The 18,639-nt window shown below is 58.4% G+C and carries 20 protein-coding genes and 3 pseudogenes; 17 read left to right on the top strand and 6 right to left on the bottom strand.

Annotated features, from left to right (window positions below):
* Nucleotides 1-27: 27 nt before the first annotated feature.
* Nucleotides 28-855, bottom strand: coding sequence for a TnsA endonuclease N-terminal domain-containing protein (locus tag G5S42_RS07325; RefSeq protein WP_176106163.1), 828 nt, complete (start codon nt 853-855; stop codon nt 28-30).
* 694 nt (nt 856-1,549) lie between these two features.
* Between G5S42_RS07325 and G5S42_RS07320 the strand changes: the two genes are divergently transcribed.
* On the top strand, nt 1,550-2,524 hold the full coding sequence (locus G5S42_RS07320; protein WP_176106162.1) for a hypothetical protein: 975 nt from the start codon (nt 1,550-1,552) through the stop codon (nt 2,522-2,524).
* A 490-nt stretch (nt 2,525-3,014) separates the two neighbouring features.
* Here G5S42_RS07320 and G5S42_RS07315 read toward each other — a convergent pair whose 3' ends face one another.
* Nucleotides 3,015-3,926 (bottom strand): TniQ family protein, encoded by a 912-nt coding sequence (locus tag G5S42_RS07315; protein ID WP_176106161.1) that lies wholly within the window; start codon nt 3,924-3,926, stop codon nt 3,015-3,017.
* Between the two features lie 475 nt (nt 3,927-4,401).
* Between G5S42_RS07315 and G5S42_RS44130 the strand changes: the two genes are divergently transcribed.
* From G5S42_RS44130 to G5S42_RS07295, 8 genes are all read left to right on the top strand, one after another.
* Nucleotides 4,402-4,629, top strand: coding sequence for a DUF6471 domain-containing protein (locus G5S42_RS44130; RefSeq protein WP_246391844.1), 228 nt, complete (start codon nt 4,402-4,404; stop codon nt 4,627-4,629).
* A 193-nt stretch (nt 4,630-4,822) separates the two neighbouring features.
* A complete protein-coding gene (locus tag G5S42_RS45445; RefSeq protein ID WP_312883536.1) occupies nt 4,823-5,227 on the top strand; it encodes a BPSL0761 family protein in 405 nt (134 codons plus the stop codon).
* Between the two features lie 267 nt (nt 5,228-5,494).
* Nucleotides 5,495-6,049 (top strand): hypothetical protein, encoded by a 555-nt coding sequence (locus G5S42_RS07310; RefSeq protein ID WP_176106160.1) that lies wholly within the window; start codon nt 5,495-5,497, stop codon nt 6,047-6,049.
* Nucleotides 5,973-6,164 (top strand): DUF6471 domain-containing protein, encoded by a 192-nt coding sequence (locus G5S42_RS45440; RefSeq protein WP_312883535.1) that lies wholly within the window; start codon nt 5,973-5,975, stop codon nt 6,162-6,164. Before G5S42_RS07310 ends, G5S42_RS45440 begins: the two co-directional genes overlap by 77 nt.
* Nucleotides 6,165-6,432: 268 nt before the next feature.
* Nucleotides 6,433-6,729, top strand: a complete 297-nt coding sequence (locus tag G5S42_RS45435) for a BPSL0761 family protein (protein WP_312883534.1) — start codon at nt 6,433-6,435, stop codon at nt 6,727-6,729.
* Nucleotides 6,730-6,745: 16 nt separating this feature from the next.
* Nucleotides 6,746-7,183, top strand: coding sequence for a hypothetical protein (locus G5S42_RS07305; protein WP_176106159.1), 438 nt, complete (start codon nt 6,746-6,748; stop codon nt 7,181-7,183).
* Between the two features lie 740 nt (nt 7,184-7,923).
* Nucleotides 7,924-8,361 (top strand): hypothetical protein, encoded by a 438-nt coding sequence (locus G5S42_RS07300; RefSeq protein ID WP_176106158.1) that lies wholly within the window; start codon nt 7,924-7,926, stop codon nt 8,359-8,361.
* 123 nt (nt 8,362-8,484) lie between these two features.
* Nucleotides 8,485-8,673 (top strand): hypothetical protein, encoded by a 189-nt coding sequence (locus G5S42_RS07295; protein ID WP_176106157.1) that lies wholly within the window; start codon nt 8,485-8,487, stop codon nt 8,671-8,673.
* 803 nt (nt 8,674-9,476) lie between these two features.
* On the opposite strand, the gene istB is transcribed toward G5S42_RS07295, so the two are convergent.
* Nucleotides 9,477-10,343, bottom strand: a complete 867-nt coding sequence (gene istB / locus G5S42_RS07290; RefSeq protein ID WP_176106156.1) for an IS21-like element helper ATPase IstB — start codon at nt 10,341-10,343, stop codon at nt 9,477-9,479.
* A pseudogene (locus tag G5S42_RS07285) lies at nt 10,340-10,903 on the bottom strand (Mu transposase domain-containing protein); the annotation flags it as partial. The pseudogene G5S42_RS07285 and the gene istB, both read right to left, overlap by 4 nt.
* Here G5S42_RS07285 and G5S42_RS07280 point away from each other — a divergent pair.
* The 6 genes from G5S42_RS07280 to G5S42_RS43770 all read left to right on the top strand — a co-directional run bounded on the left by G5S42_RS07280 (nt 10,873) and on the right by G5S42_RS43770 (nt 14,204).
* On the top strand, nt 10,873-11,238 hold the full coding sequence (locus tag G5S42_RS07280; protein WP_176106155.1) for a DUF5372 family protein: 366 nt from the start codon (nt 10,873-10,875) through the stop codon (nt 11,236-11,238). The pseudogene G5S42_RS07285 and the gene G5S42_RS07280 sit on opposite strands and share 31 nt — an antisense overlap.
* 215 nt (nt 11,239-11,453) lie before the next feature.
* A complete protein-coding gene (locus tag G5S42_RS07275; RefSeq protein ID WP_312883527.1) occupies nt 11,454-11,864 on the top strand; it encodes a helix-turn-helix domain-containing protein in 411 nt (136 codons plus the stop codon).
* 143 nt (nt 11,865-12,007) lie between these two features.
* Nucleotides 12,008-12,151: a hypothetical protein gene (locus tag G5S42_RS43780; protein ID WP_217709843.1), complete on the top strand. Its 144-nt coding sequence runs from the start codon at nt 12,008-12,010 to the stop codon at nt 12,149-12,151.
* Complete coding sequence (locus tag G5S42_RS44120) at nt 12,148-12,807, top strand: recombinase family protein (protein WP_246391842.1); 660 nt, start codon at nt 12,148-12,150, stop codon at nt 12,805-12,807. The genes G5S42_RS43780 and G5S42_RS44120 overlap by 4 nt, the downstream gene beginning before the upstream one ends.
* Nucleotides 12,713-13,510 (top strand): recombinase family protein, encoded by a 798-nt coding sequence (locus G5S42_RS45430; protein ID WP_312883633.1) that lies wholly within the window; start codon nt 12,713-12,715, stop codon nt 13,508-13,510. The genes G5S42_RS44120 and G5S42_RS45430 overlap by 95 nt, the downstream gene beginning before the upstream one ends.
* The gene (locus tag G5S42_RS43770) at nt 13,467-14,204 is read left to right on the top strand and encodes a helix-turn-helix domain-containing protein (protein ID WP_217709853.1); all 738 of its coding nucleotides are present in this window, start codon (nt 13,467-13,469) and stop codon (nt 14,202-14,204) included. Before G5S42_RS45430 ends, G5S42_RS43770 begins: the two co-directional genes overlap by 44 nt.
* A gap of 41 nt (nt 14,205-14,245) precedes the next feature.
* Here G5S42_RS43770 and istA read toward each other — a convergent pair.
* Nucleotides 14,246-14,944 (bottom strand): annotated as a pseudogene (istA, locus tag G5S42_RS07260) (IS21 family transposase); the annotation flags it as partial.
* A gap of 137 nt (nt 14,945-15,081) precedes the next feature.
* Here istA and G5S42_RS07255 point away from each other — a divergent pair.
* Nucleotides 15,082-15,681, top strand: a pseudogene (locus G5S42_RS07255) (IS91 family transposase); the annotation flags it as partial.
* 75 nt (nt 15,682-15,756) lie between these two features.
* Here the strand turns inward: G5S42_RS07255 and G5S42_RS07250 are convergent.
* Nucleotides 15,757-15,903 carry a hypothetical protein gene (locus tag G5S42_RS07250; RefSeq protein WP_176106154.1) on the bottom strand — a complete coding sequence of 49 codons (147 nt, stop codon included), beginning with the start codon at nt 15,901-15,903 and terminating at the stop codon, nt 15,757-15,759.
* Between the two features lie 1,232 nt (nt 15,904-17,135).
* Between G5S42_RS07250 and G5S42_RS07245 the strand changes: the two genes are divergently transcribed.
* Nucleotides 17,136-18,593, top strand: a complete 1,458-nt coding sequence (locus tag G5S42_RS07245; protein WP_176106153.1) for an NCS1 family nucleobase:cation symporter-1 — start codon at nt 17,136-17,138, stop codon at nt 18,591-18,593.
* Nucleotides 18,594-18,639: the final 46 nt, after the last annotated feature.

The raw sequence follows: 18,639 nt of genomic DNA, 5'->3' as shown, positions 1-18,639 counted from the left end.
TGGTGAGGGATAGGCCGGGGTGACGAATTACCTCGCGGCTGCGAATCGGTGGTCGCGCGATGTCGCGTTGAACCTGAATGCGGCGAGCGGGCAACTCGCGAGATCCGGATTGTTAAGATCACAAAGCAGGATGCGCTCATGCATAAGGATCTTCGCAATCCTTAACCCATCGCCGGTACGGAGGCCGTGGCGGATTTCAAACGACTGGCAATACTGCCACAGGGGACTATTTCGTTTTGAAAATTCCAGTTCGTTCGCCATGCAACGCACGCCCCCCAGCAGGGCGTCTGGGTAGGATTCCTCTTCCCCGGGCTTAATAGTTCCACCGCGAATCCATTCGATGTTCCTCATCTTTTGTTGGGGTATCTCTGAGTCGCATATTAGTCGATGGGGTATGTCCATCCCGGCAAAATATTTTTGGACGATTGTTAGTTTTTCGATTGTTCTCTCGTCCTCTGCATCCTCCGCGGTCTTGCAATCGTACGTCTCGAGACGATCGACAGCGTCAATTTCTCTTACCACGAAGAAATCTACAGTCATCACCGTAGGGACCTGGGTTCCGGGATAGTAGGGATGCTGGATTCCAAGATGGCTTGCGAGTTCCAGAGTTATGTCCCTGTCCAGCGGATACTGTTCCCGTATTTCCTTAACTGTTTTCTGCCATTCCAATCCGTAGAAAATTTGGGCTTCCAGAGTGGACATTAGATGTACTGTTCGCCCGAGTTTGTTGCTGTATATTCGGTTAACGTTACCGTCTGACGAGAAGTCGAACACTTCCAACCATGGTTTATAGGTTTGTTTCGCTCCGGAGCCGCGTCCTTCCGCCTGCCATCGCGTGATGATCCCTTCGTTCATCTTTCTTGGTCCGCGTCCCATTCACTCCTCCGAGAAATCTATGCGCCGAACGACGCTATCAGGTATCCTCGTGAATCTTGCACTGGTGCGTCGCGAGACAATTGACAGCATCAATTTGACTTACCACGAAGAAACCTACAGGGATCACCGGAGGCGCTTGGCTGACCTGTGTCTCGGTTGAATCGATACTGTTCCGTTATGTCGAGAACGATGGTCGGCAATATGAGGCCGCGGAAAGTATTGGATTCGGGCGTTGACATTAGGTGTACAGTGCGCCCGAGTTTGGTGCTGTATGTAAAGTTGACACTGCCTTCTGACCAGAGGTCGAACGCTTCCAACGAGGGGATTATAGGTTTGCTTCACTCCAGAGCAGCGTCCTTCCGCCCGCCATCGCTTGATGACGTCCTGAGTCATATTTCTTGTTCCGCGTCCCATTTACTCCTCCGAGAAACTATGCGCCGAAAGACACCGTCTGGTCGGCGCACGCATTAGCGGTTCCTGTATACAGAGATTGTTCTTTTATGTAGATAACGATTAACTGCCACGACAGGCCGTATGTATCAGTTTAGTTTCGGCTTTAGCGGTACTGCGCGCCCGGGGTTCGTGCTGCGCCGCATAGGCGGAGGGCGCTTCTTTTTTAGGCATACGATGTCTCCAAGCTGTCGAGTTGTCACGTAACATTTTGGGAGGAAAAATGTTCGTAGATCTTGCCCGGTCCTTTACACCCATATCGCTGGTTGAGCGGTGCGCTGATCACTGTCTGCAGCTTGATCCGGGAGACTACTTAAGGTGGAACCACGCGACGCGCGAAAGGGAATTAGATGTCGTCAGATGGCTTCTCTTCTTTCGACTTGTTGCAGAAATCGCGGGCAGTAGCAGGCCGCACACGATGGCGCAAGCTATGTGTAACCTAACGGATAGCCCTCTCGCGGTAAAGCAACGTTTTGTTCGGATGAGTCGATTTATCGGTTCATTCGATGCCTCGGCGAGGCGCAAGAACGGTGTCGTCGCTTCGAGTAGGACCAAATTCGGAGACAGGTGTGCGCTTTTTGATGAGCTGATTGACGCGCCAATTTGGAAGATAGCAAAGAGATGTTCGTGGGATCTGACGGATCTTGATGCACTGTTGTCGAGCGTGGAAGGGATGGGATTCGAGATCACCGAGACGCATGATCTGGAAACTTCTTTCTCGTGCGGAGATATTTTTCATAGTACAAGGGAAAGAAAGGTGCGCGGCTACTTCGGTCGATCGAGTCAGTGGGCGTTGCTGAATACGGTTTTTTTTCGCATGAGGCGGGCCGAGGCGGTCGGTGATGTCGAAGGATACATCGATGGATATTATGAAATGCAGGGATATCTCGAGTGTGGCCTTTTACTCGCAGTACTTAGGAAGGGACGGTATGACAAGTTGCAGTCCGCCTTTTTCACTAACCTATGCCAGATGTTTAGTATGTTCTTGTCTCACTGGCATTCCCGAATTCGGATGAACTCCAGTTCTAACATTGAGATAGTTCATTTGGTTAATGACCTTCGTGAGCGGGGATTGCCAGTCTGGGGTCTGTCAGTGGAAAAAAGCGGGAAATTGCGCAGCATTGCTGGTCGAGCAAAGGAATTTGAGTTGTGGAAGAGTAAGCTCGTCGCGGCTAGCAAAGATATCGCATCCAGTTGATCGAATTCTTCGCAACTCTTCAAGCCTACATCGTGGTGATGGAGTGCTCCGCAGGCGCTCGCTCCATGACACGCAAGTCCATCCGGTTCGGACATGCAGTCTGGCTGATCTCTCCTGCTTCGGGGCGCCAGTTGGTCAACGGCCATAAGGATGGCGACCGAGTAGGCAGCGCTGCTTCCGTTGGTGAAGCCGACGTCGGCGCCCTAGCCTGTGGTCTCAAAGCTGCATCTGATGCTTCCACGCGAGCGACTTGAACATCCTGTGGCTGTGTGGGGCGCGATGCTCCAGGCGCCGCGTAAGTCTTCAGCACGAGCGAATTGCTAGGCTGCCCACGGGCTTGAATGTCGACCGTAATCTGTGTTTGCGAACGGGGGCGCCAGCGTGACATGTCAGTGAGCAGCGACAAATCGGATCGAGTCGCAGACTGCCGTGGCGTGGAGCGCTGGTTCCGGTGGATGAAGGGGACGATTGCGCAAGCAATTGTGACAATCTAGGGTTTGTGTGGTGTCTGGTCTTTAGGCCTCCACGCGGTTTGAAGAAAGAGACGAAGCAGGATGTGGCGCAACTGCAAAAGTAAATATGGGTGAGCGCCGCGCAACAGCGTTGCCGGCCACGCATCTGTATCCAGGGACGTCAAGCCGAGACCGATTCTTTGGAGGAACTCGAGTCCATAGAAACGACCAAACTGAGCTACCATCGGGTCCACATGCCAATGGCGATGTTCGTGCGTGGCGGCGATCGAAGAAACGATGGCGCAATACTCTAAACTCGCTGTGTCCCAGGTGTGCGCGGGCAAGTCCGTTGTGTCTAACACGGCTCTCGCCAGGCGTCTCATGCTCTGCTCGTCGAGGCCCCAGTTGCCAGGTTGTCCCGTGACCTCTTGGGGAAGCTTGGCGTTGCCTGCCGACAGTTTTGGCAGCACTGAAATACCTGAGATATGGAGTGTCTTTCCGTGATGCGGGCACACAAAAACGCCGGGCAGCATGTGTTGCGTGTGCCAGTAACTTTCTCCGTTACGGTCGCGGTCTTCATGGCAACATTGTTCGCAATAACGTCGGCACGAAAGCGCCTCGATGTGAAGCCCGAGAGTAGAGCGGAGGCGAACGCTATTTCCGCGCGCTGACGCTGACAGTAAATCACGCGCGAGGATGGAGCGCTTTTGTGTCGACAGACCTATCGCTGCATAAGGGAAAACAGTATGGTTTATTAGCAACTCCTGAGTTGGAACGCGGGTGAGGCGCGAAATGCCGTTGAAAAACGAAGGGTAAACGAAAGACAAATCGCCTGACCCATCCCCTAGCAAATGAACCAGTGCAGTCGGCGATAAGCCAAGATGGTGGCAAGCCCGAATAAGCAGACCGCCTAACAATTCGTCCGGATAAGGCGAGGGGAAATACAGCATACGAAGTCAACCGGTATTTCGAACGGGGTGAACCCGCGCGGGTTGCCGACTTTGTCCATTTTTGAACGTCACCATTGCTGACTCGTACGATGTTCTTGAGCGATGCGCGCTTTCTGGACTCATAGTGAGGCGAGGTCTCGGCTAGAGATCTACGAGCTTTCAGGGGCCAAGCTGCCGATTTTTATCCAATGGGCCGCGCATGAATGGGCGTAGAGGACGAAGTGATCGCGCACATTGAACCACCTCTTACGGTGGAGATGGCGGGACTAGTGCAACTGAATCCAAGTCCGCGTGGCACTCAATAACCAGCCGAAAGGGGCCTAGCAGCATGTAGCGCGCAGGGCATCAATCTGCACGTTATTTTCCAGGTGGCATGGCGATCCCAAAAAGGATGTAAAAATCCCATATGTGGGATTATAGAGGCATATCCGAGAGAGGCAAGGAATAATGCGCCTTTTTTGCGGGGGCGCGGCGGATGGATTGGTATCAGGTAGCGAGAAACGTGCTTCGTGCGGAGCTTGTTCGGCACGGCGTTAGCTATCGACAACTAGCCGTATCACTCGCTGCCATTGGGGTCAGCGAGACGGAGCGTTCTATCGCTAACAAGTTGTCCCGCGGTAGCTTCAGCTTTGCCTTTTATCTGCAATGCATGAGAGCGTTGGGACGAACAGATTTCCGCATAGACCTTACTGACGTAACGTAACTCCGTTATTGCACCTGCCGGGCTTGGCCGCTCTTCTGGACAACATAAACCATGGTGCCTTCAGACTGCAGATTCTCTCGGCGCGGCTTGTTGGGAACACCGGCGTGAGTCGCGCTTTGACGTTTTAATACATCCCCCAACATCGCTTCCGACTTGAACATCTCGTATATGAGACTATAGTCTTGTTATCAAGATGACGATTGGCAGGTGCGAACTGGCCGGTGTGGACGTGCCGTCAGGGCGCGCGGAGAGCGAAATGACGACACCTGCAGAACGCACACGCTCGGTGCACGGGACCAGACAGTTCCTCGAGATACTAGCTGGTCACACCGGCCGGTTTAATCATGCGCTTGTCCGGACTCTGGCTATTCGACTGTTGCGCCACTTTCCGTCAGACGCCGACATCGCACACTCAAGCCGTTCACTTCCGACAATATGGGGAGCGTTGCACGGGGGCGATTCGGGTCCGTCAATGTCGGAATCGAATGAGTCTAACAACGAGACATTGTGTCCGGACGCCCAACATGTTCGCCAAGTCGGGGATGACGCAGTGAGTCGGAGGATTGTGAAGCGCACCGACAGCGACGCGAGGTCTTGACGATCTGGCAAACCGATGGACGAGCATAACGGGTGGTGGTCCTCGCGAAGGTGCGCTGCATGCCAATACGGCTGCGCCCGCCCCGGGCTGCGGTGCCGGAGGATGCGAGGGACCACGTGGCAGGAGCACCGCACGGGTAGTCCGCTGGGGAGACGCCCCGTTCGATCGACTGCATGAAGTGGAGCATCATTTGGGTGGCATGTCTGCGCGTCGGTCTCAATGGCCGTCTTGGTGGCGATCCTTCTCAAGCACACTCACTGGTGAAACATGCTCGAATATCAAGATAAAGTCGTGCAGGACGTTGCCGCGTGTACCTGTGATCGCTGCCAGCGCCGCATGACGCCCGACGATCCAGAGTGGCAAGAAATTCTGTCAGTCTCTTTCCGCGGAGGCTTCGATTCGATTTTCGGTGATGGGTGCACGGTCGAAATCGACCTGTGCCAGCAGTGCGTCAAGGAAACGCTCGGAGCATGGCTGCGGATCTCGCCACCTGAGTCGTGGATGGACCCAGTGTGGCCCCACGACCTGCATGTCAAGGCCAAAAAGTCTGTCAAAGCGTATCCCGACGCCATTCGGAAAATGAGGGATTGTCTCGGTGAACAAGGTCGCTTCTATACGGATCATGATCTGGCATTCGCTTGGGCTAGTTACTCCGATAGCTTGTGCGCGTCATGGTTATCATTGCCTGATGACGCAATCGAACTGACAACGAAACTGCGCCAATTCCTACCAGCTAAGGCGGGCAGTGCTGCCCAACGTCTCGGTGAGCTGGGCGGGAGTCAACCGGGCATCAAAGGCACTCCGCGAAGGGAGCGAGACTGAACGATCTATCGCGAACAAGCTGTCTAGAGGTAGCTTTAGCTTCGCGTTTTACTTGCAGTGCATGAGGGCATTGGGTCGAGCGGATTTTCGCGTGGACCTCACAGACGTAACCTAACCCCGACTTCATCTTCTGCGTGGGCTTTATCACCTTGGCAGCACCCCGAGTGTGGCGCCGATGCAGCCGACAGGTTGCAGGTGCGGTGTAGATGATCAGGAGAGTCCCCTCGCCGTGGTCGCGTTACTTTTTGTGCCGCCAGCGTTCCCCCATCGGAATGCAGTATGCCTGGAAATGCCACTTGCCGCAGCTTGCATATCTCATATATGAGACTATAATCATGTAAATGGGATTGTTTTGAGCTAGCCCCCGTGTCGTGCGGCAAGCAATGGAGGGTGCGATGACGACGCCTGCAGAACGGACCCGCTCCGTGCGTGGGACGAGACAGTTACTCGCGATACTTGCTGGTCATACCGGCCGGTTTAACCACTGCCTTGTCCGTACCCTGGCCATTCAACTCTTGCGACACTTCCCGTCAGACGCCGACATTGAGCTCTCAAGCAATTCACTTCCGACGCTGTGGGGAACGTTGAGGGAGGATTACTCTCAATCGCCGACGTCCAGATCGGATGCGCTGGCTACCAAGAAGTTGCTTCACAGCTCTCGCAATTCCCAGAGTCGCTGAAGGGGAGGTGAGTCGGATGCTGCGAGTCACCGTTGAGTTGCTACCTTGTGGAAGTGAATGCGCGAAGCGTGTCATCGCAACGGCGGACATTGCGCGGCTGGGCGACGGCGCACTTGGGGACTATAGGGTGATCTTGCAAGAAGCGTCGCTCGGTGTGGTCGGCGAGCCTGCATTCGTCCGAGATTATCCGCGATGGGCGAGCAGTGTATGGGATCTCACTGCGCGCTGCGTCGCGGCTGCCCTCAATGACGGTCGCGAAGAACTTCCACCGCGACCTGTGAAACCCGCAGTGACGGTCCGGACGAACGATGCGGGCCACCATTACGTGCGGCTGGACGAGATCCCGGAGCCCACTCGAACATTCTTTGATCAGAACCTGAGCGGTTCGTCCATTCCCGATCACGGCTGCGCCTATGCGCACGATTGGTTCGACTTTCTTGGCGGCCAACGCTGACGAGATGAGTCGCACGAGCCGGCCGCCTGACCAGCGTCGGGCACTGTTTATCGTCAATATAGTCTGTGGTCCTGACGATTGAAGGCGGAGCCATCTGGGCGATCGCTCGTGCCGCATGATAGCGGCGGGAGGTGCGTTTCCGGTACCGGACGAGATGAGGAATGGGATGGGAGATGCATGTGGAGAATCGTGGCCTGGCGAGCCCGACCCCGAGCGCGTGTTGATGCGCATCCGGGCGCGGCTCGAAAGCGGTCAGCCAGCCGGACAAGTGGATCCAGTCGGTCTGGAGGCACGGATCGTCCATGCATACGAGGATGCTACGGACGTGTTTGAAAATTCCGTGATCGGGATTCAATGGCTGCTGACGCCTAACCAGGCACTCGGAATGGCCAGACCGGTCGACTGCTGTCGGCCGTAATTGGGGTGGACCGTGTCCAAACGACTCTCGAGCGCATCCGCCATGGGATCTGGGTCTAGCCCCGTTATTGAGTCAGGATGTACAGGAACAAAGATGCTGGTCGGCACCTCGATTTGCTCGCCAAGGGACCCCGGGAGTGTGATTTTCGCGGCGCAGGTAGAGGCGAGAGGTGCGTTACACGGCTAGGCATGCGCTCAAAACTCAACGAACTTGCGAGGGCGCTGTTTGCTCTGGTCGGTGGCAAGGAGGCGGTCGTTTCGGCGGGCGATGTAGTGTGGTCGGCCATGCATAGTGAACCCGAAAATTGATCACGGAGCGGGCGATGGAGAAAGCGCAACGAGACGACAGGACAAAGGTGGAGGCCGCACCTTTGCGCGACGGGATGGAGGCGAAGGCGGCACAAGCGGTGCTCAACGGTACGAATTGGTTGACGGCACAGACGGTCGGTAAGCGGGAGAGCGCGGGAGTAAGTACGGAGGCGGCGGACCAGTGGCAGGCGGAAGGTAAAGTGTTTGCCATCGAGTGGGCTGGCGAGACCTTGTATCCCGGCTACGTCTTTGACGTGCTAGGAAATCCGATTGCTGAAATGGTGGAGATCCTGAAGGTGTTCAAGGGATACACGCCTCTTCGGATCGCCTCATGGTTTGAGTCGACGAACAGCATGTTGCACGGCAAGCGCCCGCGCGAAGTCATAACGTCGGCCCCTTCGGCTGTGCTGGAGGCTGCGAGAGACCATGTGGCAGGGGAGGTGCATGGTTAGTCCGCTGCGCAAGTTGCGGATGACTGAGATCGGCATCTGCAATGAGCACTTGCACAACCTGCGCGATCCTTTCGCGCTGGACGGGCACGCATTCGACGTCAATTTCCGCATAGGAGGTTCCGCATGATCCAGCTGACCGAGCGTCTCCGCCGCCAGGAAACCATGCGGACCGTGTTGGAGCTGGGCGAATGGCTGACCGCAGCGCAGGTCAACGCGCGGCAAAAGAGGCCGCCTTGCAGAAGGTCTCAACCTTACAGCACACCCTCTAATTTCGCGGTAAAAACGCCGTCCGGCTCGAACAGATCTGTATAGGGGCTCCTGGTGGGCAGATCGTCTGCCTCCTCATGCGCGGGAGTAATATCCGTGGCGCTCATGACATGTTCGCGAGCGTGTACGGCGGCGGCGTGTGCCGCCCGCGAAAGCGCGTTCCATCATGCATCCACTTTCAGATGATTAGGTCAGCGCCTCACGATATGTCGCATCTTCATAGCGTCTGCCGTGTCGGGGTTGAGGCACAGCGCTCCTAATTCTCCCTTGCCTTGGACCGCAACATCACCTACGGCGGCCCTGTGGATTCTACTGTTACTTGCAGGTCTAGAGCGGACCGATTGAAGGGAGCGAACCAGCCATCCCCACGTTCGAATTCGCAGACCGACGGAGCTGTCGCGGGTGACGTGCCCGGCTGCCCATTTGCCGTCGGTTTGAGCCAGCACTGCATATGGCCGCCCTCGGGCAATAGGGAGTCGCTCGGCGCGGTCTGTCGGGAACAGGCGCGTACCTTGACCTTGATGCTTTGATCGTTGAGCCCATTCGAGAATTCGTAATACGTAATCCGTCCGCGACAACTTTTGTTGACATGAAAATCTCATATGTGAGACTATAGTCTTGATAATTGCTTGCCTATCAGCGTGCTGGCGGCGATCCTGCGCCTAGGCACACGGGGAGTGAGTTGGGGCGTTTGCAAACCCAGATGCTCAACGTGTGGGGACTGCCTGCACCTATGCCACTTGCCGTTGCGCGATTGGGATGCAACAAATCACCGACTGGCTGTCAATCCCGCCCGTAATTTCCCCAGAAGTGTCGAAGTAAAAATCCCCACCCTGTGTAACCGGTGATCAGCCGGAGGTGTGATCGGACGAACTCCGTTTTGGACGACCTGGCCGTCGACGGACTGGTTCGGCGGGTACCTGGTTGAGCGAAGTTGGCCGGTTGCGTAAATGTTCGGGCAGCAGATCGGCGTGTTCGCGCAGACGATACGATGAGCCCTCGATGTGAATGACGACCGCATGATGCAACAGACGGTCGAGCAGCGCCGCCGCAACCACGCTGTCGCCGAACACTTCGCCCCACTCACCGAAGCTGCGGTTCGACGTCAGGATGATTGCGCATCGCTCATAGCAGGCGTTGATGAGCTGGAAGAACAGGTTGCCGCCGTTCAGGCCGACAGGGAGGTATCCAATCTCGTCAACGATAAGCAGACTGTTGCGCGCAAGGAAGCGTACGCGCTGTGCGAGGTTGCCTTCACGCTCGGCCTTGACCATCGACGCGACGATCTCGGCAAGCGTGCCGAAGTAGACGCTCTTGCCGGCGCGTATGGCCTCGACGCCAAGCGCTATGCACAGGTGCGATTTGCCGGTTCCAGGCGGACCAAGGAAATGCACGGCCTGGCGTCGTTCGATGAAGTCGAGTTGCGCCAGTGCCATGACGCGATCACGATCGAGGCCCGGCTGGAAGCTGAAGTCGTAGCCAGCCAGTGTCTTGATCGTTCCCAGGCGCGCTGTCTGCAGCGCCATCTTGATGCGGCGGGTTTCGCGCGTCGTGAACTCCTCGCCCAGCAGCGTTTCGAGCACCTCGAGCATGGAGCTGTCGCCCTGTTCGAAGCGCGCCAGGGTCGCATCCAGCGCCTCCAGTGCACGTGGCATACGAAGGCCGACCATGTACCTGCGGATGCGCTCAAGTGTTGATGCCGGCACGTTGTTCATGCGGACCTCCCGGCATTGGCAAGACGTCGCGCCACCTGGTCATAAAACGACAGCGGGCGACGGCTCACCACCGGCGATGCTGGCGGCACGGTGTGCTGCGCCGCCGACTCGTGCCGATGATGCGAGCGTCGATGTCCCGGTAGAAGCGAGGTCCGTCGTCTGCCTTCGAGTACGGGATGAACAGCGAGCAGTTCGCCGTCCTCGTAGATTCGAACCTCATGAGCCAGGCTGTGAACCTCGAGTGTGCGTCGGCGTGTCCGGTCAGGAACGCTGTAGTAGTTTCCGCCGACGGAGACGAGACCCTCGTGACTGACACGCCGTTCGAGGCGGATCACACCATTGAAGAGGCCGGCAGGCAACGCCTGGAGCGCCGCGCGCTCCTCGCTGAAGTGCTGGGCCACGACGCGCTGCGTGGTGCCATGCACGCGAACATTGGCGACGGTATCGAGCCATTCACGCAGTTGCCGGTTCAGATCGCCGAGATTCTGGAAACGGCGTGCGAGGAAGAAATCCTGCCGGATATAGCGGTATGGACGCTCGATTTTGCCCTTGGCAAAAGCAGTCAACTGCACGCGATCTGACCGATGAAGCACAGTTATTCCGGGTCACGCATCCCTTCCATCCGTTGTATGGGCGAGAGTTCGCGCTTGCGGATCGGCGCAACACTTGGGGAGAAGACCGCGTCTACTTCCACGACGACCGCGGTGACCTGAAACGTATGCCGGCAGCCTGGACGAGCGCCGCGGCGCCCAATGCATTCGAGACGGTTTCGGCGGGGCGATCGCATTTCCGCATCGAAGATCTGTTGCAGTTGACCATGCTAATTGCGCGGTACAGAGAAACAAGCAGACAAGCCAAAAGGCGGGCAGGCAGGCGCAAGCTGTCAAGCAAATAATGCCATATGTGTAAAATAAATTATGCCATTTTCAGAAACCGATGTGCTTCGTCTCGGACCAGAATAAGTGTCTATCCGTTCTTCTACGGGGAGTGCCTGACGGAGTTCTCGAAAATCACCTTGACATCGGCTATATATGGGCATAATTTACATTACATATGACTCGTACACGAAAGCCCGATCCCAAACTCACTGCTCTCGAAGAGAGTGGCACGGTGAATCCGCGCCCTCATGACATCGATGATCCTGCCTTCATTGACAGCGACTTCTTCGATCCCCGGGATCTGGTTCAAGTCCGATACGAAATGCTGCGACGCGTACGCGTCGAAGGGCAAACCGTCGCGGATGCCGCCGCACACTTCGGAGTCAGCCGGCCGACCTTCTACAAGGCGCAGGCCGACTTCGAGCGCGATGGCCTGGCCGGTCTGCTGCCGGTCAAGCGCGGCCCACACGGACCTCACAAGATCACCGATGAGGTGATGCGCTTCATCGAAGAAGCGCGCGTGACTCACGCTGAGCCGGAAGTGCAGGAGCTGGTTGATCTGATTGCGGAACAGTTTGGCCTGGCGGTGCATCGACGCACCGTGGAACGCGCCCTGGCGCGTTTGAAAAAAAAACTACGGTAAATCCTCCCGTAACGGCGCGCGATACCCAGTCCCTGAGCCAAAGCTACGAGATCTTGCGGCAGGAGGCTCTCGAGCCCGGCGGAGGTGGTCCCACTCTGATGCGTGGCCGTGCGCTGTTCATGTTCAAAGGCATGGCGATCTGGATGAAGTCTGTGACCGAAGCGTTTCCGTTTAGTCCATTACCGGTTGCGCGCCCGAGTGGGCTGAACCTGCCTGCCGGTCTCGAACAGAATCTGGTCGCCGTCGTGGCGACGATGGCAATTGCGACAGCGGAGGTGATGGCATGACCGATCAGACGCACGCGAAAGTTCAGGCCCGGCATCTGAAGAGAAACGCCTACCTGTATGTCAGGCAGTCTACGTTGCGACAGCTGTTTGAGAATACCGAGAGCACCGAGCGCCAATACAACCTGCGACAACGCGCGATTGCGCTCGGATGGCGCACTGATCAGGTGGTCGTCATCGACTCGGACCTCGGACTGTCTGGCGCGTCCTCGGTTGATCGCCAGGGGTTCCAGCGCCTGGTCGCTGAGGTGAGCCTGGGCCGCGCCGGAATTGTGATGGGGCTCGAAGTGTCGCGCCTGGCGCGCAACTCCACCGACTGGCATCGGCTACTAGAAATTTGCGCACTGGCCGACTGTCTGATCCTTGACGAGGATGGCGTCTACGATCCCGCGCACTTCAATGACCGATTGCTGCTTGGCCTGAAGGGCACGATGAGCGAGGCTGAATTGCACGTCATGCGGGCACGACTGCGCGGCGGCATCCTCAATAAGGCACGTCGCGGCGAGCTGGAGACGCGCTTGCCCATCGGCTTTGTCTACGACACCGAATCGCGCGTTCGTCTGGATCCCGACGCACGTATCCGGGGAAAGCATCCGTCATCTCTTCCGCACGTTTCGGCGCACCGGTTCGGCCACTGCAACCGTCAAGGCCTTTCGTGAGCAGGGCCTTCTGTTCCCGCATCGGGTCCATCACGGAGTTCGCAAAGATGATGTGCTGTGGAGCGAGCTCGAGCACTCACGCGTACTGTGGGTTCTGCATCATCCGCGGTACGCAGGTGCGTACTGCTTCGGGCGCACGCGCTATCGAAACCATCCCGATGGGCAGAAAGTCTCCGCCCGGCTGCCCTCTGCGGAATGGCTGTCGCTGATTCCCGACGCCCACGAGGCTTATGTGAGCTGGGAAGAGTTTGAACAGAATGTTCAGGTGTTGCGCGAGAATGCTCACGCACTGGGCATCGATCGGGAAAGAGGGGCACCACGTGAGGGCCCGGCGCTGTTGCAGGGCCTGGCGATATGTGCCAGATGCGGTGAGCGGATGACAGTGCGCTATCACGTCAAGGGCACACACAGGGTGCCGGACTACATGTGCCAGCGCCACGGCGTCAAACATGGGCGGCCGGTGTGCCAGCATGTTCACGGTGGCGAGCTTGACAAGGCCATCGGCAGGCTGCTCGTGGAGACAGTCACGCCGGTCACGCTTGAAGTCGCGCTTGCGGTACAGGAAGAACTCGAGAGCCGTTCTGACGAGCGCGACCGACTGCACCGCCGGGGAGTTCGAACGAGCACGCTACGAGGCCGATCTGGCGCGGCGCCGCTATATGCAAGTGGATCCAGCGAATCGATTGGTCGCGGACTCGCTTGAATCGGAATGGAATCAGGCGCTACGCGCTCTTACCGAAGCTCAGGATCACTACGAAAAGCAGCGCGAAGCTGATCGCGCAGGACTTAACGATAAACAGCGTGCGAACATCATGACACTCGCCAGAGACTTCCCTCGTCTATGGAACGATCCGCGCACACCGGATCGCGAGCGAAAGCGCATGGCGCGACTGCTCATCGCCGACGCGACTTTGCTCAAGGGTGCAGACATCTGCGTTCAGATACGCTTTAATGGCGGCGCCACGCATACGCTACATGTGCCGCTGTCCAAGCCGGCGTGGATATTGCGGCAAACCCCTCGCGCAGTCATTGCCGAAATGGACCGGCTTCTCAACGAGTACACCGAGAGTGAAACGGCAGAGCAGCTTAACCGTCAGGGGCTCGCCTCCGGCTGGGGCAAGCGGTTTACTTCCAGAATGATCACGCGGCTTCGACTATCCCACAAGCTACCCAGTCATCATGACAGGCTGCGCGCACGCGGAATGCTCACCCTGGACGAGATCGCAGAGCGGTTGAACGTGATGCCGACGACAATCAAGACATGGCGTCGTGCAGGCCTGCTTATAGCGCATCGCTACGACGACAAGGGCGGCTATCTCTTCGAACCGCCCGGCGCCGAAGCGCCGGTGAAATTCCAGCACCAGGGAAAGACCCGTGGCCGACGCTCGGCCGCATAAACACCAACTCAACCGACCTATGAGGTGCACTATGCAGCGCAGCCCTTGGTCTTGGCACGATACGCCTTGCACGCACGCGGCGTAAAACTGTAGTGCCCGGCGAATGCAATCATCTTTGCGTTGTACACGACGTGCCTCTCGAGCTCGCCGAGCACCGCGGTCTTCATCCGGTCATAGAGAATCTCGCACGGCAAGCCACCCAGATGGGCGAACGCTTCCATGTGACAGCGCAGCACGGTCTGCAAATCCTGATGTTCGACGAAACGGCCCCATAGATACCGGCTGTGTCCCAGCACGATCGAGAACAGCCAGATCGAGCGGCGGTGGCCGGGTGTGTCGTCGAATTCAACGTTGAAATGGGCGAAGTCCACCTGCGCCTGCTGACCGGCCGGCGTCTCGAAACGTACTTCAAAGCCACGCTGGCGCGGTGGCCGTATCTCGCGCACCAGATCGCCCAGCGCGGTGCGGCTGCCCGGATAGCCCATCGCCCGGATCTCCCGTAGCAGCCGCTCGACACTCAGTTCGGGGAAGGCACGCACCCGCTCGGTCACATAGCTGACGAACGGGTCGACGACACAAGGTCGCGGCGCACGCGGGCCGTAGCGCGGCGCCTGAACGCCGTCCCGGATGTACTTGCGAACTGTCTTGCGATCCATACCAAGCCGGGCGGCAATGGCTGAGACATTCAGTCCCTGCCGATGCAGTTCCAAGATCGTCATCACATCTCCCAGATCGATCATCGAAATCCCCGTCAGCGTGGACCTGAACGGGACATCGTCGGTGATCAGGCGACGAGGTGCGCGTCTACGCCGCGCACCTCTTCCTTCAACCAACTGGGGATTTTTACTTCGACAAGTGGGGATTATTTATCCGACAGCGACACCGCTTCGTCGAAGCGCTCACCGATGCCCACCGGCACGGCCAGCTGCAGTTCTTCGGTGAGTATGCGGCGCTCGCCGATCCCGCCACCTTTGCACGGTGGCTGGCACCGCTGCGTGCCTGCGATTGGTTTGTGTACGCCAAGCGTCCCTTTGCGGGACCGGAAGCGGTGCTCGCCTACCTCTCGCGCTATACGCACCGCGTCGCGATCTCCAACCAGCGTCTGCTCGCCTTCGATGAGCGCGGCGTGACGTTCCGCTGGAAGGACTATCGCGAGAATGGGCGCACCCGCTACAAGACCATGACGCTGGACACCGGCGAGTTCATGCGCCGCTTCCTGTTGCACGTGCTGCCCGGCGGGTTCCATCGCATCCGTCACTACGGGCTGCTCGCCAACCCGGTGCGCCGCGCCAGTCTCGCCAAGGTGCGTGCGCTGCTGCATGTCACGCCCGAACCTGACACGGCATCCGACGACACCGGCACCGAAACCCGGCCCACCTTCATCTGCCGGCACTGTGGCGCCCCGATGATCGTCATCGATATCCTCGAGCGCACCGCACCGATTCGCGCACCACCCATCTCGCGGGGCGCAACATGAACGCTACTGTTCCATGCTTACCAACGTCGGCTTTGCGGCAACGCGACCCACGAGCAGACGTTCGCGCCCGCCGCTTCAAGCACTCCCTTGCACGCCGACTTCGTCATCATCGTCGCGCGAATTCATCGCATCATCCAGGCGCCTGGGCACTTCGAGCATCCCGTTTGCGCCGCCTTGCTCTATCAAAGGTGAGGATGCAGGACCATCAATCGCCATAGCCATCCAAGACTCTGACCGTAACGGACCACTCCGCGGTTTCCTCCCTCGAGGCTTATTCGACGCCTGCCCGCAAGCGCCGCACGGTCCTGGGCGTATGGGCAGGCATCGAATAACCCTTAACGACAGTACGCATTCGTTGAACTCGGTAGCGGCCGTTCGTAGCCCCGTCTCGGCGAACGGCCGGTGAGCGCCCGTAAGCACGCATGTCGGCGTCGACACACGAGCGTCAGCATTGGCCGATCTACTGTCACTGAAACGCCGGCCCGGATGTCCGCACTGCTCCGTCAGCTGCCCCGGAAGGCCGGACGGGGCGCCGGCGGCAGTGGGGCGCATTTGCTGCCCCGGCGGGCGTCGGGATCAGCCTGGCATGCGTGGGCGGGACGGGGGCCGGCGGATCGCGGCGATAACCGGAATTATCGCGGCGTGAGTGCCCCGCCTTTTACTTCACAGCCCGCTTCGGACATCCGGGCACGAGAGGAGCACGGCTATAAGGACAAGAAAGATTAGCTTAATAGTCGGATCGAGTTTCGATTTTCCAAGCAAACTTGACCGCTCCGCGTGCAGCACAGGCTTGCTGGCGCGCACATGAATTGTGCGATTCACGGACATCACGGAACCGTGGCTGTCGACCGCGTGGCGCCTCGCGATTCTGCATCTGGATAGCCTGGGCGCTCAGCGGCTCGGCTCGCAGGACGGCGAGCCGGTCGGATTGAGCCAGGACGCTAGCCGCTACGTGTCGCTGGCGTACCTGGAACGGACCGGTCCGTTTGCGGATTACGTCGTGCATGAGGCCGCACACGTACTGCACAATTGCCGCCGCACCGCGCTTGGTCTACCGGAGCGTCGCCACTGCCTAACGGCGCTCGACATCGCTTTCCATCAGCGCGAGACCTTTGCCTACGCTTGTGAGGCCCTACAGCCGGATTTGCGATTGCGCAGGATGGGGAGTCCCGACAGGTGGCGCGCTGCTCGTCGGTCAGCCACTCGGTGCTTTCGATAACGGGCTTCATGTCGTCGTAGGGCTCATGGAAGAGTATCAAATACCGAAAAAGTACATTCCATGTTGATGTGCGGGGTTCGCTCACGCCAGGATGCATCTCCGTCAGGGTTAACCCATTTATTTCGGCGCTGCAAAGCACATACAGTTGTTGATACGAGCCTGCTTCAAACGCCGCGCGGCGCCGCGCGTCGTCTGGCAGTGTTTCCCCCGTTGCGCGAATTTGAGGAGATCACAGATGGAAATCCGAAATCCTTCGCCCGGCCTTTACAACGCAGATCTCGCACCCGCCAGGGTGCGCAACTGGGGGGCCTTCAGCATATTTAACGTATGGACGTCGGACGTGCACAGCCTTTGGGGCTACTACCTCGCGGCCAGTCTGTTTCTGCTGTGCGGCAGCTTCATCAACTTTGTGGTGGCGATCGGACTCAGCTCACTCGTGATCTATGGGCTGATGAACCTGATCGGCTATGCCGGCGAGAAGACCGGAGTGCCGTATCCGGTTCTGGCGCGCGCGTCTTTCGGCGTATGGGGTGCGAACCTCGCCGCATTGGTGCGTGCGGTGGTGGCCTGCTTCTGGTACGGCGCGCAGACAGCGGCGGCTTCCAGCGCGATCGTCGCGCTGTTAATTCGCAGCCCGAGCCTGATGCATTTCCAGACCACCTCGCACCTGCTTGGCCACTCGACGCTTGAAGTGATCTGCTACGTCGTCGTGTGGGCGCTGCAACTGCTCATCATCCAGAAGGGCATGGAAACGGTGCGCAAGTTTCAGGATCTGGCCGGCCCGGCTGTGTGGATTGCGATGCTGATTCTGGCCGTCGGCCTGTGCGTGAAGGCCGGCGGATTCTCATTTGAGCATGGCATTCCTATGGCCACGCTGCTCCAGAAGACCGGGGACGCCGGCGTCAGCGGCGAACCCGGTTCGCCGTGGGCATTGATGGCCGTAGGCGCGACATGGATTACGTACTTCGCCGCGCTGTACCTGAACTTTTGCGACTTCTCGCGCTACGCAAAGGACCGCGACGCGGTCAGGAAAGGTAATCTGTGGGGTCTTCCGGTCAACCTGATCGCGTTTTCGCTTGTCGCCGGCGTGACCACCATCGCAGCCTTCAAGGTATACGGCGAAGTTCTGCTGCACCCGGAGCAGATTTCAGCCAGGTTCGATAGCTGGACGCTCGCGCTGATCGCTGCGGTGACGTTCGCAGTCGCCACGCTAGGCATCAACGTCGTGGCCAATTTCGTTTCGGCGTCGTTCGACATCTCCAACACGTTCCCCAGGCGCATCAGCTTCAGGACGGGCGGTCTGATTGCTGCGGCCATCGCACTGATCCTCTACCCATTTGCGCCGTGGGAAGGCAACGCCGCGCATTTCGTCAATGCCATCGGCGCGACAATGGGCCCGCTGCTGGGGATCATCCTCGTGGACTACTACCTGGTGGCCAAGGGCAGCATCAACGTCGCGGCGCTCTACGAGGAATACGGCGAATATCGCTATGAAGGCGGCTGGAATGTCAACGCGCTGGCCGCGGCGGCAACCGGTAGCGTCTTTTCGACCTTCTTGCCGAACCTCAGCAATCTGCTGCCGGTCTGGTGGAACACTTATGGCTGGTTCTTTGGGGTCCTTATCGGCGGCGGAATGTATCTGATTCTCGCGACGCTGCGACCACGCACAGCGATCGCTCCGACACGCGTTTGACGTCTTTTCATCGGGATCAGGTAGTTGGCGCGGACCATTGCGCCGG

It is taken from the genome of Paraburkholderia youngii (assembly GCF_013366925.1).
Lineage (GTDB): Bacteria > Pseudomonadota > Gammaproteobacteria > Burkholderiales > Burkholderiaceae > Paraburkholderia > Paraburkholderia youngii.
Note: the sequence above shows the minus strand (reverse complement) of the source record. Positions and strands in the feature narration are given on the sequence as shown.

Excerpts from the sequence above, each read along its gene's own strand:
- G5S42_RS07320 (WP_176106162.1), top strand. The coding sequence starts at position 1,550 with ATGTTCGTAGATCTTGCCCGGTCCTTTACACCCATATCGCTGGTTGAG.
- G5S42_RS45435 (WP_312883534.1), top strand. The coding sequence starts at position 6,433 with ATGGAGGGTGCGATGACGACGCCTGCAGAACGGACCCGCTCCGTGCGT.
- G5S42_RS07295 (WP_176106157.1), top strand. The coding sequence starts at position 8,485 with ATGATCCAGCTGACCGAGCGTCTCCGCCGCCAGGAAACCATGCGGACC.
- G5S42_RS07300 (WP_176106158.1), top strand. The coding sequence starts at position 7,924 with ATGGAGAAAGCGCAACGAGACGACAGGACAAAGGTGGAGGCCGCACCT.
- G5S42_RS07250 (WP_176106154.1), bottom strand. The coding sequence starts at position 15,903 with ATGGCTATGGCGATTGATGGTCCTGCATCCTCACCTTTGATAGAGCAA.
- G5S42_RS07315 (WP_176106161.1), bottom strand. The coding sequence starts at position 3,926 with ATGCTGTATTTCCCCTCGCCTTATCCGGACGAATTGTTAGGCGGTCTG.
- G5S42_RS07325 (WP_176106163.1), bottom strand. The coding sequence starts at position 855 with ATGAACGAAGGGATCATCACGCGATGGCAGGCGGAAGGACGCGGCTCC.
- G5S42_RS07280 (WP_176106155.1), top strand. The coding sequence starts at position 10,873 with ATGGACGCTCGATTTTGCCCTTGGCAAAAGCAGTCAACTGCACGCGAT.
- G5S42_RS07245 (WP_176106153.1), top strand. The coding sequence starts at position 17,136 with ATGGAAATCCGAAATCCTTCGCCCGGCCTTTACAACGCAGATCTCGCA.
- G5S42_RS07305 (WP_176106159.1), top strand. The coding sequence starts at position 6,746 with ATGCTGCGAGTCACCGTTGAGTTGCTACCTTGTGGAAGTGAATGCGCG.
- G5S42_RS07310 (WP_176106160.1), top strand. The coding sequence starts at position 5,495 with ATGCTCGAATATCAAGATAAAGTCGTGCAGGACGTTGCCGCGTGTACC.
- istB (WP_176106156.1), bottom strand. The coding sequence starts at position 10,343 with ATGAACAACGTGCCGGCATCAACACTTGAGCGCATCCGCAGGTACATG.
- G5S42_RS45445 (WP_312883536.1), top strand. The coding sequence starts at position 4,823 with ATGACGATTGGCAGGTGCGAACTGGCCGGTGTGGACGTGCCGTCAGGG.
- G5S42_RS44130 (WP_246391844.1), top strand. The coding sequence starts at position 4,402 with ATGGATTGGTATCAGGTAGCGAGAAACGTGCTTCGTGCGGAGCTTGTT.
- G5S42_RS43780 (WP_217709843.1), top strand. The coding sequence starts at position 12,008 with ATGAAGTCTGTGACCGAAGCGTTTCCGTTTAGTCCATTACCGGTTGCG.
- G5S42_RS44120 (WP_246391842.1), top strand. The coding sequence starts at position 12,148 with ATGACCGATCAGACGCACGCGAAAGTTCAGGCCCGGCATCTGAAGAGA.
- G5S42_RS43770 (WP_217709853.1), top strand. The coding sequence starts at position 13,467 with ATGCAAGTGGATCCAGCGAATCGATTGGTCGCGGACTCGCTTGAATCG.